This is a genomic window from Enterobacter cloacae complex sp. P17RS (assembly GCF_014895885.1).
Classification (GTDB): domain Bacteria; phylum Pseudomonadota; class Gammaproteobacteria; order Enterobacterales; family Enterobacteriaceae; genus Enterobacter; species Enterobacter bugandensis.
In genome coordinates, this window is the sequence record NZ_JADBQK010000010.1 from 278,046 (window position 1) to 292,080 (window position 14,035).

Genomic DNA, 14,035 nt, shown 5'->3' on the forward strand with positions numbered 1-14,035 from the left:
GCCTGAGTTTTATCTTTTTTAGTCCCACGTATCTCTTTTTTTATCCCTCCCTGGAGGACAAACGTGTCTAAGCGTCGTGTAGTTGTGACCGGACTTGGCATGTTGTCTCCTGTCGGCAATACCGTAGAGTCCACCTGGAAAGCTCTCCTTGCCGGTCAGAGCGGCATCAGCCTAATCGACCATTTCGATACTAGCGCCTATGCAACGAAATTTGCTGGCTTAGTAAAGGATTTTAACTGTGAAGAGATCATCTCGCGCAAAGAACAGCGCAAGATGGATGCCTTCATTCAATATGGAATTGTCGCTGGCGTTCAGGCCATGCAGGATTCTGGCCTTGAGATTACGGAAGAGAACGCAACCCGTATCGGCGCCGCTATCGGCTCCGGGATTGGTGGTCTTGGCCTGATCGAGGAAAACCATACATCGCTGATGAATGGCGGACCGCGTAAGATCAGCCCGTTCTTCGTTCCGTCCACGATTGTTAACATGGTGGCAGGTCACCTGACCATTATGTTCGGCCTGCGTGGGCCAAGCATCTCTATCGCTACCGCGTGTACGTCTGGCGTACATAACATCGGCCAGGCCGCGCGTATCATTGCGTACGGCGATGCAGATGCTATGGTTGCGGGCGGTGCTGAAAAAGCCAGTACCCCACTGGGTGTTGGTGGTTTCGGCGCAGCGCGTGCGCTCTCAACCCGTAACGATAACCCTCAGGCGGCGAGCCGTCCGTGGGATAAAGACCGCGATGGTTTCGTGCTGGGTGACGGCGCAGGTATGCTCGTACTGGAAGAGTACGAACATGCGAAAAAACGTGGCGCGAAAATTTATGCTGAAGTCGTTGGCTTCGGGATGAGCAGCGATGCGTATCACATGACGTCTCCTCCGGAGAACGGCGCGGGTGCTGCGCTGGCGATGGAAAATGCGATCCGTGATGCGGGTATTACCCCTGCACAGATTGGCTACGTTAACGCGCACGGCACTTCTACGCCTGCAGGCGATAAAGCAGAAGCGCAGGCGGTTAAGTCTATCTTCGGCGAGGCTGCCAGCCGCGTAATGGTCAGCTCCACGAAATCCATGACCGGTCACCTGCTGGGTGCGGCGGGTGCAGTAGAGTCAATCTACTCTATCCTTGCGCTGCGCGATCAGGCTGTGCCGCCAACCATCAACCTGGATAACCCGGATGAAGGTTGCGATCTGGACTTCGTTCCGCACGAAGCGCGTCAGGTTAGCGGTATGGAGTACACCCTGTGTAACTCCTTCGGCTTTGGCGGCACGAATGGTTCTCTGATCTTCAAAAAGGTCTGAGCCTGACTGCCCGAAAGCTATAAAAAAAGGTCCGCTTAGCGGGCCTTTTTTATTAGGGAAAATCCCCTTGTCCGGCTTTTAACATCCTGCCAGACTGAGCCTCCACGCATAAGGAGCCACCATGTTTTTAATTAATGGCCTTGAGCAAGAAACGCTGCCGGCAAGCGACAGGGCAATCCAGTTTGGCGATGGCTGTTTCACCACTGCGCGTATTCTTGACGGTGAGGTGAGCCTGCTTGACGCCCATATCCGTCGTTTACAAAAAGCCTGCGAGAAATTGCTGATTCCCTTCATGCAGTGGGACATTCTTGAGCGCGAGATGCGCCGGCTGGCGTCAGGTAATACAAACGGCGTTTTAAAAGTTATTCTTAGCCGCGGCAGCGGCGGGCGAGGGTACAGCGGTTCCGCCTGTCAGCATCCCACGCGTATTCTTTCCGTATCAGCGTATCCTGCTCACTATGCGCGCTGGCGTGAGGAGGGGATAACGCTGACGCTGAGCCCGGTACGGCTGGGGCGAAACCCTATGCTCGCCGGAATAAAACATCTTAACCGCCTTGAACAGGTGCTTATTCGTACTCATCTTGAACAGACGGACGCCGATGAGGCGCTAGTCCTTGACAGCGAAGGGTTCATTACGGAATGCTGTGCGGCTAATTTACTCTGGCGGAAGGGCCGTGAGGTCTTCACCCCTTCGCTGGAGCAGGCTGGGGTTAACGGCATCATGCGCCAGTTTTGTTTGCAACAGCTGGCACATGCAGGCTTTCGCGTTGTCGAAGTAAACGCGAAGGAAGAGGCGCTGCTGTCCGCCGATGAAGTTGTGATCTGCAATGCGCTGATGCCTGTTATACCCGTTCGGGCGTATAGTCAACAGCGCTGGTCTTCGCGAGAGCTCTTTACGTTTTTAGCCCCGATATGTGAGCAAATCAAAAAGTCATGAAGAAAATGTTGCGCTTTGTCCTTCTCCTGATCGTTGCGCTGGGTATTGCCGGCGGAGCGGGAGTATGGAAGGTTCGCCAGCTGGCGGACAGTAAAATCCTGATTAAAGACGAGACGATTTTTACCCTGAAAGCCGGTACCGGGCGGATGGCGCTGGGCGAGCAGCTTTACGGGGATAAAATCATCAACCGTCCACGCGTGTTCCAGTGGTTATTGCGTATCGAGCCTGAACTGTCTCACTTCAAGGCTGGTACCTATCGCTTTACGCCCGGCATGACCGTCAGAGAGATGCTGCAGCTGCTGGAAAGCGGTAAAGAGGCACAGTTCCCGCTGCGCTTTGTTGAAGGGATGCGCTTAAGCGATTACCTCAAGCAGCTGCGTGATGCGCCTTACATCAAGCACACGCTCAAAGATGACCGCTATGAGACGGTCGCTGAGGTGCTGAAATTTGAACATCCTGAGTGGGTGGAAGGCTGGTTCTGGCCAGACACCTGGATGTATACGGCGGGCACGACCGATGTGGCGATTCTTAAACGGGCACACAAAAAGATGGTCGAGGCAGTTGATTCCGCCTGGGAAGGGCGCATGGACGGGCTGCCTTATCAAGATCAAAACCAGTTTGTGACAATGGCCTCGATCATTGAGAAAGAGACGGCCGTGGCGGCTGAGCGCGACCGGGTCGCGTCGGTATTTATCAACCGCCTGCGCATCGGCATGCGTCTGCAAACCGACCCGACCGTTATCTACGGCATGGGCGAGAGCTATGCCGGTAAGATCTCCAGAAAAGATCTGGAGACGCCAACGGCGTATAATACCTACGTGATTAACGGCTTACCGCCGGGCCCGATAGCCACGCCGAGCGAGGCTTCGCTCAAAGCCGCCGCGCACCCGGCCAAAACACCATACCTCTATTTTGTGGCTGATGGAAAAGGGGGGCATACCTTTAACACCAACCTTGCCAGCCATAATCGCTCTGTTCAGGACTATCTGAAGGCACTTAAGGAAAAAAATGCGCAGTAAATACATTGTCATTGAGGGACTCGAAGGGGCGGGTAAAACCACCGCCCGTAACGTGGTAGTGGATACGCTGAAATCGCTTGGCGTCGCTGACATGGTCTTTACCCGTGAGCCGGGCGGTACTCAGCTGGCGGAGAAACTGCGCAGTCTGGTGCTGGATATTAAATCCGTTGGTGACGAGGTTATTACTGACAAAGCCGAAGTGCTGATGTTCTATGCGGCGCGCGTCCAGCTGGTTGAGACCGTGATTAAACCTGCTCTGGCCGACGGCAAGTGGGTGATCGGCGACCGTCACGATCTGTCGACTCAGGCCTATCAGGGTGGCGGACGCGGTATTGACCAGGCGATGCTGGCAACCCTTCGCGATGCCGTACTGGGGGATTTTCGCCCGGACCTGACCCTCTACCTGGATGTGACCCCGGAAGTGGGCCTCAGGCGCGCCCGCGCGCGCGGCGAACTGGATCGCATTGAGCAAGAGTCATTCGATTTCTTTAACCGCACGCGCGCGCGCTATCTTGAGCTGGCCGCGCGGGACAGCGCAATTCGTACCATTGACGCCACGCAATCTCTGGACGACGTCACGCGCGATATTCAACAGACCGTTACGCAGTGGCTACAGGAGCAGCAGGCATGAAATGGTATCCATGGTTGCGCCCGCACTTTGAACAGCTGATCGCCAGCTATCAGGCCGGTCGGGGGCATCATGCGTTACTGATTCAGGCGTTGCCGGGAATGGGGGATGATGCGTTGATCTACGCCATCACTCGTTTTCTGATGTGCCAGCAGCCGGAAGGGCATAAAAGCTGCGGTAAATGCCGCGGCTGCCAGCTGATGCAGGCTGGCACGCATCCTGACTATTACACGCTTGAGCCTGAGAAGGGCAAAAGCGCGCTTGGCATTGATGCCGTGCGTGAAGTCAGCGAGAAACTGTACGAACATGCGCGTCTGGGCGGGGCAAAAGTGGTCTGGCTCAACGACGCTGCGTTGCTTACCGAGGCGGCGGCGAACGCGCTGCTTAAAACCCTGGAAGAGCCGCCGGAAAAGACGTGGTTTTTCCTTTCCTGCCGGGACCCGGGACGTTTACTGGCGACGCTGCGCAGCCGTTGTCGTCTCCATCATTTGGCGGTACCTCAGGAATCGTGGGCGTTAAGCTGGCTTGAGCGAGAGGTGACAACGTCACAGGAGAGTGCGTTGTCTGCGCTGCGCCTCAGCAGCGGCGCCCCCGCGGCGGCGCTGGCATTACTACAGCCTGACGTCTGGTCGCAGCGAGAAGCGCTCTGCCGGGCCGTTGAGGCTTCACTTAACAACCAGGACTGGCTGAGTTTACTGCCTGCGCTGAATAGCGATCGGGCCGTCGAGCGTCTGCACTGGCTGGCCTCCTTATTGCTCGATGCGCTAAAAATCCAGCAAGGGGCTACGCTGCTGACTAACCCGGACGCGTGGCCCCTGGTGAACATGCTGGCAAGCCGCCTTACAGGCGCGTCTCTGCACGCTATCCTTCATGATGTTTGCGAGAGCCGCGAACAGCTTTTAACCGTGACGGGTCTTAATCGCGAGCTTTTGCTGACCGACCAGTTACTGCGTATTGAACACTACCTGCAACCGGGCGTTACGCCGCCTGTTTCCCATCTCTGAGAGAGACATTATGTTTTTAGTCGACTCACACTGCCATCTTGATGGCCTGGATTATCAATCCCTGCACAACGACGTGGATGACGTGCTGGCGAAAGCCGCTGCCCGCGATGTGAAATTTTGTCTTGCGGTGGCGACGACGCTGCCGGGGTATCGCTCAATGCGTGAGCTGGTGGGCGATCGCGATAACGTGGTGTTCTCCTGCGGCGTTCATCCGCTGAACCAGGACGAAGAGTATGACGTAGAAGAGCTGCGCCGACTGGCAGCAGAAGCGGGCGTCGTGGCGATGGGTGAAACCGGGCTGGACTATTTTTACACGCCGGAAACGAAAGCGCGCCAGCAGGCGTCTTTCCGCAACCATATCCGCATCGGCCGCGAACTGAATAAACCGGTCATCGTACATACACGCGATGCGCGCGCCGATACGCTGGCGATCCTCCGGGAAGAAAACGTGACGGATTGCGGTGGCGTACTACACTGTTTCACAGAAGACAGAGAAACGGCGGGTAAACTGCTTGATTTGGGGTTTTATATTTCGTTTTCCGGGATCGTGACGTTCCGTAACGCTGAGCAGCTCCGTGATGCTGCGCGCTATGTCCCGCTCGATCGCATTCTGGTGGAAACAGACTCTCCGTATCTGGCGCCGGTACCGCATCGCGGTAAAGAGAACCAGCCGGCCATGACGCGAGACGTCGCAGAGTACATGGCCGTGCTTAAAGGCGTCAGTATCGAAGAGCTGGCCCGCGTCACGACGCAAAACTTCTCTGCGCTGTTCCATATCGACCCCGCCCGCCTGCAATCCGTCTGATAAGCCTGTTTTTTTTAGGCTCGTAATTAATAAATAAAACGAGTAAAGTTCACCGCCTCATTTGGGGCGGTGACGGTGTTCTTAGAAACATCCAGACATGCTTTTTGTAAATTACTGAAAGTTTTTCGACCGTCTTAAGCTGAAACGTGATAGCCGTCAAACAAACTCAGAGGGAATTATTTTACTCTGTGTAATAAATAAAGGGCGCTTAGATGTCCTGTCCACGGCACGGTACTCCCCCCGGGCCAATGCGTGAAAGCGTAAAAAAAGCACAAATACTCAGGAGCACTCTCAATTATGTTTAAGAATGCATTTGCTAACCTGCAAAAGGTCGGTAAATCGCTGATGCTGCCAGTATCCGTACTGCCTATCGCAGGTATCCTGCTGGGTGTCGGTTCTGCTAACTTCAGCTGGCTGCCAGCCGTAGTTTCCCATGTGATGGCTGAAGCAGGCGGTTCCGTCTTTGCTAACATGCCTCTGATCTTCGCTATCGGTGTGGCGCTGGGCTTCACCAATAACGACGGCGTTTCTGCGCTGGCTGCAGTGGTTGCTTACGGCATCATGGTGAAAACCATGGCTGTGGTTGCGCCGCTGGTTCTGCATTTACCTGCAGAAGAGATTGCCGCGAAACACCTGGCAGATACCGGTGTTCTGGGCGGTATCATCTCCGGTGCGATTGCAGCGTATATGTTCAACCGCTTCTATCGCATCAAGCTGCCTGAGTATCTGGGCTTCTTCGCGGGCAAGCGTTTTGTTCCGATCATCTCTGGTCTGGCAGCGATTTTCACTGGCGTGATCCTGTCCTTCATCTGGCCACCAATCGGTTCCGCTATCCAGACCTTCTCTCAGTGGGCTGCTTACCAGAACCCGGTTGTCGCGTTCGGTATCTACGGCTTCATCGAGCGTTGCCTGGTGCCATTCGGTCTGCACCACATCTGGAACGTTCCATTCCAGATGCAGATTGGTGAATTCACCAACGCAGCAGGTCAGGTGTTCCACGGCGATATCCCACGTTACATGGCGGGTGACCCAACTGCAGGTAAACTGTCTGGTGGCTTCCTGTTCAAAATGTACGGCCTGCCGGCTGCTGCGATTGCAATCTGGCACTCTGCTAAGCCAGAAAACCGTGCAAAAGTGGGCGGTATCATGATCTCCGCAGCGCTGACCTCGTTCCTGACCGGTATCACCGAGCCGATCGAGTTCTCCTTCATGTTCGTTGCGCCAATCCTGTACATCATCCACGCTGTACTGGCTGGCCTGGCGTTCCCAATCTGTATCCTGCTGGGTATGCGTGACGGTACGTCCTTCTCTCACGGCCTGATCGACTTTATCGTTCTGTCCGGTAACAGCAGCAAGCTGTGGCTGTTCCCAATCGTGGGTGCGTGCTACGCCGTTGTTTACTACACCATCTTCCGCGTGCTGATCAAAGCACTGGACCTGAAAACTCCGGGTCGTGAAGATGCAACTGAAGACAGCAAAGCAGGCGCGACCAGCGAAATGGCTCCGGCACTGGTTGCTGCGTTCGGCGGTAAAGAGAACATCACTAACCTGGACGCGTGCATCACTCGTCTGCGTGTGAGCGTTGCCGACGTTGCGAAAGTGGACCAGCCGGGTCTGAAAAAACTGGGTGCAGCGGGCGTGGTTGTTGCAGGTTCGGGCGTTCAGGCTATCTTCGGTACTAAATCCGATAACCTGAAAACCGAAATGGATGAGTACATCCGCAACAGCTAAGCTGTGACCTGGGGAGACTAAGGCAGCCGAATGGCTGCCTTTTTTATTACTGTGGTTTGTTGTGCCAACACTCAGAAGTCGTAGCTTGCGCTCACTGAGACGTTCAGCGGTGCGCCATAAACCACGTAAGAGCCGACGTAATCGTAATACTCTTTGTCGAACAGGTTGTTGACGTTCGCCTGAATAGCAAAATCTTTGGTGACCTGATAGCGGCTGAACAGGTTAACCAGTCCGTAGCTGCCTTGCTCTGCGCGGGATTGTCCCGCCGGGCCACCGTCCACATCCGTCCACACTTTGTTCTGCCAGTTTACGCCACCGCCCACCGTCAGCGCCGGCAGCATTGGCAGTTGATAACGGGTAAACAGCTTCATTGTCGTGCGCGGCTGATCGGAAATGACAGCGCTGCCGTTCTTTTCTTCCGCAATGTAGCGGGTCGCGCCGAACGTCAGCTGCCAGTTATCGGTCAGGGCGCCGTTCAGCTCGAACTCAATCCCTTTGCTGACCACGCCGTCCAGCGATTCATAAATCGACTCACCGCTCGGCATGTAGGTATAGGTGTTGCTCGCCACGTTATCCTGCTCGATGCGGAAAATCGCCAGCGAGGTGGTCAGACGGGTATTAAACCAGTCTGCTTTAACACCGGCTTCGTAGCTTTTGCCCGTGGTCGGATCGAGATAACGTCCGCTGGCGTCGCGCTTGTCCTGCGGCTGGAAGATGGAGGTATAGCTGACGTAGGTCGACCAGTCTTCGTTGATATCGTAGACCAGGCCCGCGTAAGGCGTTACGTCATCTTCAGTGCTTTCCAGACGGGTGTCAGGAGAGCCCGCCGGGTTATAGCGAATGTTGTAGTTGGTGTAGCGCGCCCCGAGGATCAGGTGCAGCGGGTCAGCCAACGAGAAGCGGGCGGAGGTGTACGCTGAGGACTGGCGAATGTCGTCCTGGCTATAGAGCTTCCACGGCGTCCACTGCGGATCGGCGATATTTCCGTTCCAGTTTTTGAAATTCCCCACGTCCACCATGCCGTACAGCGCATCCGGCATTCTGTTGTCATAGTGGTTGCGCTGTCGGCTGAAACTGCCGCCAAACATCATCTCATGCTGGCGGCCGAAAAGATCGAAGCCGCCGCGCAGGAAGGCATCAACCGCATCCTGTTTGCGTTCACCTCTGTTCCAGCCGCCGTAGCCAACCATGCCCGCCCCGGTCTCTTTTTCCGGATAGCCGGACATATACATCAGCTTGCTGTCGAAGTTGGTCTCCGCGTGCATGCCGTTGACGTGCGCTTCCCAGCCGTTGTCGAAACGCTGGGTCAGGTTAGCGAAGATGCGGGTGCTATCCTTGTCCGAGTAGGCCCAGTCAGGCGCGACGGTCTGGCTGCGATTGTAGTCGGTTTTACTCCCGTCGCTGTACCAGGTCGGCAATCCGCCCCAGGTCGGATCGGCGGTGTGGCTTTCCTGATATTCATACCCTACAGAGAGGGTGGTGCTGTCGGTGACGTCCGCATCCACCACGCCGTAGAGGAACTTCTTCCGGTAGTGGTAGTTATCAACGAAGCTGTCGTTGTCCTGATAGCCCGTAATCAGGCGTCCCCGTACCTTCCCGGACTCTACCAGCGGTGCCTGGAGATCCAGCACGTAGCGCTGTTTGTCCCAGCTGCCGTAGCTGGCCGAGACATTGCCTTTGAACTCATTGCTGTCCGCATGCTTACGCACCATATTGACGTACGCCGCCGGGTTACCGGTGCCGGACATCAGCCCGGTCGCGCCGCGAACCACTTCGATACGGTCGTAAATCGCGGTATCGGCGGCGGTGTCGCCGAAGTTCCACACTTCGCTGATGGAGGTGGGCAGGTCGTCAAAGGCGTAGTTACTGACGAAAAATCCGCGCGAGTAAAATACGGTACGATCGCTGTCCTGCACCTGCGCCGTTACGCCCGTGGTGTTAGTCAACACCTGGCCGATAGACTGAAGGTTCTGATCCGCCATGCGCTGTTGGCTAATGACGCTAACGGACTGTGGGATATCACGGGGAACCAGCAACAGCTTTGTGCCGGTGGTGGTGGTTTTTACGCTGTAATCCCGGTTCTGACTTGCGGAAGGATCCTGCGTATTGTCAAAACCTCCATCCACGACGACGGTGTCTTCGGTTGCTGATGCAGCGAAAGCGGCGGCTGGCGTCAATGCCATAGCAATACAGGCTGCCAGCAACGAAGGTGTTGCGACAGGCTGACGTTGCCCATCCCTGGTGTGATCAATGAAAGACATTATCAAACCCTTATGAACGGTGAAGAGTGTTTGCGTCAGTCCCACAAATACGGTCTGACGTCGTTTTCTATGTTAAAAATGCGCATGAAAATGCAAATGCGAAATATACGCATTGCCATTAATGCTGTAAACAGATGTGTCGTGCGAAACTGAAATAATGTTTCAGCCCGTTATGGCACGCGAGCGGTCACTCTTCAGTCAGCTGATAAATATTCAGCAAAGAATTCGGGGGAGAAGGTTGAAAGGACAGGAGAAACTCGCTCATACTCTTGAATTGTGTCACACAGTCCTCCAGAGAGTGTGTTAACAGCGGACGCACCTAACAAAAAAGGAAAAGGTCATGGCTGAAGAAACGATTTTCAGTAAAATTATTCGCCGCGAAATCCCGTCGGATATCGTCTATCAGGATGAACTGGTAACGGCTTTCCGGGACATTTCCCCTCAGGCACCGACACACATCCTTATCATTCCTAATATTCTGATTCCGACCGTAAACGACGTAAAAACCGAGCACGAAGTGGCGTTAGGTCGTATGCTGACGGTGGCGGCGAAAATTGCCGAGCAGGAAGGCATAGCGGAAGACGGTTATCGTCTGATCATGAACTGTAATCGTCATGGCGGCCAGGAAGTTTATCATATTCACATGCATCTGCTGGGTGGACGTCCGCTGGGACCGATGCTGGCTCACAAAGGTCTGTAACATGTTTAAAGGGCGTATTGCAGCGCTGGTAATGACGATGATGGTTGTGGGGTGCAGCACGCGTCCGGCGATCCCCGTCAGCGATGAACAGACGCTGGTGATGGAATCCTCCGTGCTGGCTGCGGGCATCACGGCGCAACAGCCCGCACTGACCATCAGTGAAATTAAATCTTCTGCCTCCTCTACGCTCTATAACGAAAGAAATGAACCGGTGACGGTCCACTACCGTTTTTTCTGGTATGACGTAAGAGGTCTTGAGATGCACCCGCTGGAGGCGCCGCGCAGCGTCACTCTTCCGGCAAGGTCGTCGGTAACGCTCTATGACAGCGCCAGCTATCTGGGTGCGCATAAGGTGAGACTTTATCTTTATCTCTAAGGGGTGAACCTTGATTAAAAATATGAGCCGTTATGCGCTCGTGACCGCATTCGCGCTGTTCCTCGCAGGGTGTGTGACCCGTACAGAACAGCCAGCACCTGTGGAAGAGGCAAAGCCGGGTACCGAGCAGCCGACACCGCCAACGCAGACCCAGCCAACCGTGCCGTCTGTACCGTCTATTCCGTCACAGCCTGGCCCGATTGAACATCAGGACCAGACGTCACAACCTGCGCCGCGCGTGCGCCATTACGACTGGAACGGTGCGATGCAGCCGATGGTCGGTAAAATGCTGCAGGCTCAGGGCGTGACGGCAGGCAGCGTGCTGCTGGTGGATAGCGTGAACAACCGTACCAACGGTTCGCTGAACGCGGGCGAAGCGACAGAAACGCTGCGCAATGCACTGGCAAACAACGGTAAGTTTACGCTGGTCTCTGCTCAGCAGCTCGCGTTAGCCAAACAGCAGCTGGGCCTGTCGCCGCAGGATAGCCTCGGCACCCGCAGCAAGGCGATTGGCATTGCCCGCAACGTTGGCGCCCAGTATGTGCTGTACTCTAATGTGACCGGTAACGTGAATACCCCAGCCCTGCAGATGCAGCTGATGCTGGTTCAGACAGGCGAAATTATCTGGTCAGGTAAAGGTGCGGTTACGCAACAATGACACCACGCGTGAAGAGATTCTGACGCGTTATTTTCCACAGTACCGCCTTATCGCGCCGCAGGCCCACTCCGGGCTTAGCGGCGCGAGTTGCATTATAGCGCGGGGCGCGCACCGTCTGGTCTTGCGGCAGAACCACGATCCCTTCGCCCCGGCTTTCCAGTTTCGCCGTCAGTTTCGCGCCCTCAAACGCCTTCCGTCGGATCTCGTGCCTGAACCCCGATTTTTCAGCAAGGGCTGGATGGCCGTCGACTATCTGGAGGGGGAGGTGAAAAGCGCGCTGCCGGACACCCCAGCGCTTGCGGCGATGCTGTATCATCTGCACCAGCAACAGCGTCTGGGGTGGCGAATCGCCTTACTTCCACTGCTGGAAAACTACTGGCAACAAGCCTCTCCAGCAAGACGTACCCCAGTGTGGCTTGCGCATCTCAAACGGCTGCGTAAAGCGGGCGAGCCGCAACCGATTCGGCTCTCGCCGTTACATATGGATGTGCACGCCGGGAACATCGTGCATACGCCACAGGGCGCCAGGCTTATCGACTGGGAATATGCCGGAGACGGCGATGTGGCGCTGGAGCTGGCCGCGGTCTGGACGGAAAGTGAAGCCGCGCGGCAGAAACTCATCAGAGACTATGCCAGCGTTGCGCACTTTAACGCCGATGCGCTGGCACACCAGGTGAGACGCTGGCGGCCCTGGGTCATCATGCTGATGGCGGGCTGGTTTGAGATGCGTTTGCAGCAGTCCAGAGATAAACAATTTATTGCGCTGGCAGACGATGCCTGGCGCCAGTTACAAACGAAAGGATAAGAGAGGTGAGTGTGGGTCCAGTCATGTTAGATGTAGAAGGGTTTGAGCTGGATGCGGAGGAGCGTGAAATTCTGGCGCATCCGCTGGTGGGCGGCCTGATCCTGTTTACCCGCAACTATCACGATCCGGCGCAACTGCGTGAACTGGTGCGCCAGATCCGCGCCGCGTCGCGCAATCATCTGGTGGTGGCCGTCGATCAGGAAGGCGGCCGCGTGCAGCGTTTTCGCGACGGTTTTACCCGCCTGCCGGCAGCCCAGTCTTTCGCCGCGCTGCTCGGCACGGAAGAAGGTGGGAAACTGGCGCAGGAAGCCGGCTGGCTGATGGCCAGCGAAATGATTGCCATGGATATCGACATCAGCTTTGCCCCGGTGCTGGATGTGGGCCATATCAGCGCCGCGATTGGCGAGCGCTCCTACCATGAAGATCCGCGTATTGCGCTGGCAATGGCGACCCGGTTTATCGACGGGATGCACGAGGCGGGAATGAAAACTACCGGGAAACACTTCCCGGGCCACGGGGCGGTGACGGCGGATTCCCACAAAGAGACCCCGCGCGACCCGCGTCCGGAAGCGGAAATTCGCGCCAAAGATATGTCGGTGTTCCGCTCGCTTATCACCGATAACAAGCTGGACGCCATTATGCCCGCGCACGTGATTTACAGCGATGTCGATCCGCGTCCTGCCAGCGGCTCCCCGCACTGGCTGAAAACCGTTCTGCGCCAGGAGCTGGGTTTCAACGGCGTCATTTTCTCCGACGATCTGTCGATGGAAGGGGCGGCAATCATGGGCAGCTATGCTGAGCGCGGTCAGGCCTCGCTGGATGCAGGTTGCGATATGATCCTGGTCTGCAATAATCGTAAAGGTGCCGTTAGCGTGTTGGATAACCTGTCACCGATCAATGCAGAGCGTGTTACGCATTTGTATCATAAAGGTTCATTTAGCCGTCAGGAGCTGATGGATTCGGCGCGCTGGAAGTCGGTCAACGCCCGGCTTGAAGACCTGAATGAGCGCTGGCAGGCACATAAAGCCAGCCTGTAAACCCTCCCGGAAGGCGTAGCGTGGTGAGAAGACAATGATCATCTATTTACACGGTTTTGACTCAAACAGTCCTGGTAATCATGAGAAGGTGCTACAGCTGCAGTTTATCGATCCCGATGTACGGCTGATTAGCTACAGTACGCGCCATCCGAAGCATGATATGCAGCATCTGCTCAAAGAGGTGGACAAGATGCTGCAGCTTAACGTCGACGATCGCCCGTTGATTTGCGGCGTGGGGCTGGGCGGCTACTGGGCGGAGCGGATTGGCTTCCTGTGCGACATCCGCCAGGTGGTCTTCAATCCTAATCTTTTCCCGAATGAGAACATGGAAGGCAAAATTGACCGCCCGGAAGAGTATGTCGATATTGCGACCAAGTGCGTGAGCAACTTCCGTGAGAAAAACCGCGATCGCTGTCTGGTGATCCTCTCGCGTAATGATGAAGCACTGAACAGCCATCGGGCCGCAGAGCTGCTGCATCACTATTACGAGATCGTCTGGGACGAAGAGCAGACCCACAAGTTCAAGAACATCTCCCCGCACCTCCAGCGCATCAAAGCCTTTAAAACGCTGGGCTAAACCACAGCCTGCCACTTCAGAAACCCGGTCGCGAATGCGCACCGGGTTTCTTTTTGTCCAGAATTGTCTACTTTTAAGCCATCAAAACTTGATGCATATCAATTTTGGTATGACCAATGCGCCTGACGTGTTATTCTCAATGCACCTGAATGGTTTCAGTGCTGTAACCTGTTGTTAATTAAGGGTTATTTT

14 protein-coding genes are annotated in these 14,035 nt (G+C 55.6%); 13 read left to right on the forward strand and 1 reads right to left on the reverse strand.

From position 1 onward, the window contains the following. Positions 1-63 precede the first annotated feature (63 nt). The 7 genes from fabF to ptsG all read left to right on the forward strand — a co-directional run bounded on the left by fabF (position 64) and on the right by ptsG (position 7,429). Positions 64-1,305: a beta-ketoacyl-ACP synthase II gene (gene fabF / locus IM265_RS11440; protein WP_045630098.1), complete on the forward strand. Its 1,242-nt coding sequence runs from the start codon at positions 64-66 to the stop codon at positions 1,303-1,305. Between the two features lie 121 nt (positions 1,306-1,426). Continuing rightward, positions 1,427-2,242 (forward strand): aminodeoxychorismate lyase, encoded by an 816-nt coding sequence (gene pabC, locus IM265_RS11445; RefSeq protein ID WP_193030999.1) that lies wholly within the window; start codon positions 1,427-1,429, stop codon positions 2,240-2,242. Beyond that, on the forward strand, positions 2,239-3,261 hold the full coding sequence (yceG, locus tag IM265_RS11450) for a cell division protein YceG (protein WP_041910512.1): 1,023 nt from the start codon (positions 2,239-2,241) through the stop codon (positions 3,259-3,261). The genes pabC and yceG overlap by 4 nt, the downstream gene beginning before the upstream one ends. Beyond that, positions 3,251-3,892, forward strand: a complete 642-nt coding sequence (gene tmk, locus IM265_RS11455; protein WP_041910511.1) for a dTMP kinase — start codon at positions 3,251-3,253, stop codon at positions 3,890-3,892. The genes yceG and tmk overlap by 11 nt, the downstream gene beginning before the upstream one ends. Beyond that, positions 3,889-4,893, forward strand: a complete 1,005-nt coding sequence (gene holB, locus IM265_RS11460) for a DNA polymerase III subunit delta' (protein ID WP_045261638.1) — start codon at positions 3,889-3,891, stop codon at positions 4,891-4,893. The genes tmk and holB overlap by 4 nt, the downstream gene beginning before the upstream one ends. Before the next feature lie 10 nt (positions 4,894-4,903). Continuing rightward, the gene (locus IM265_RS11465) at positions 4,904-5,698 is read left to right on the forward strand and encodes a metal-dependent hydrolase (RefSeq protein ID WP_028012723.1); all 795 of its coding nucleotides are present in this window, start codon (positions 4,904-4,906) and stop codon (positions 5,696-5,698) included. 297 nt (positions 5,699-5,995) lie between these two features. Beyond that, entirely contained in the window at positions 5,996-7,429 is a 1,434-nt protein-coding gene (gene ptsG / locus IM265_RS11470; RefSeq protein ID WP_028012724.1) for a PTS glucose transporter subunit IIBC, read from the forward strand. A 71-nt stretch (positions 7,430-7,500) separates the two neighbouring features. Here ptsG and fhuE read toward each other — a convergent pair whose 3' ends face one another. After that, the gene (fhuE, locus tag IM265_RS11475) at positions 7,501-9,690 is read right to left on the reverse strand and encodes a ferric-rhodotorulic acid/ferric-coprogen receptor FhuE (RefSeq protein WP_193031001.1); all 2,190 of its coding nucleotides are present in this window, start codon (positions 9,688-9,690) and stop codon (positions 7,501-7,503) included. Between the two features lie 340 nt (positions 9,691-10,030). Between fhuE and hinT the strand changes: the two genes are divergently transcribed. The 6 genes from hinT to ycfP are packed head-to-tail and all read left to right on the forward strand — an operon-like array spanning position 10,031 to position 13,843. Further along, a complete protein-coding gene (gene hinT, locus IM265_RS11480) occupies positions 10,031-10,390 on the forward strand; it encodes a purine nucleoside phosphoramidase (protein WP_006809243.1) in 360 nt (119 codons plus the stop codon). Position 10,391: 1 nt separating this feature from the next. Further along, positions 10,392-10,766 carry a YcfL family protein gene (locus IM265_RS11485; RefSeq protein ID WP_041910507.1) on the forward strand — a complete coding sequence of 125 codons (375 nt, stop codon included), beginning with the start codon at positions 10,392-10,394 and terminating at the stop codon, positions 10,764-10,766. Between the two features lie 13 nt (positions 10,767-10,779). Continuing rightward, a complete protein-coding gene (gene lpoB, locus IM265_RS11490; protein ID WP_193031022.1) occupies positions 10,780-11,424 on the forward strand; it encodes a penicillin-binding protein activator LpoB in 645 nt (214 codons plus the stop codon). After that, positions 11,405-12,229, forward strand: a complete 825-nt coding sequence (gene thiK, locus IM265_RS11495; protein WP_048959699.1) for a thiamine kinase — start codon at positions 11,405-11,407, stop codon at positions 12,227-12,229. The genes lpoB and thiK overlap by 20 nt, the downstream gene beginning before the upstream one ends. A gap of 11 nt (positions 12,230-12,240) precedes the next feature. Next, positions 12,241-13,266 (forward strand): beta-N-acetylhexosaminidase, encoded by a 1,026-nt coding sequence (gene nagZ / locus IM265_RS11500; protein WP_045261820.1) that lies wholly within the window; start codon positions 12,241-12,243, stop codon positions 13,264-13,266. Between the two features lie 34 nt (positions 13,267-13,300). Next, positions 13,301-13,843 (forward strand): alpha/beta hydrolase YcfP, encoded by a 543-nt coding sequence (ycfP, locus tag IM265_RS11505; protein ID WP_008500781.1) that lies wholly within the window; start codon positions 13,301-13,303, stop codon positions 13,841-13,843. Positions 13,844-14,035: the final 192 nt, after the last annotated feature.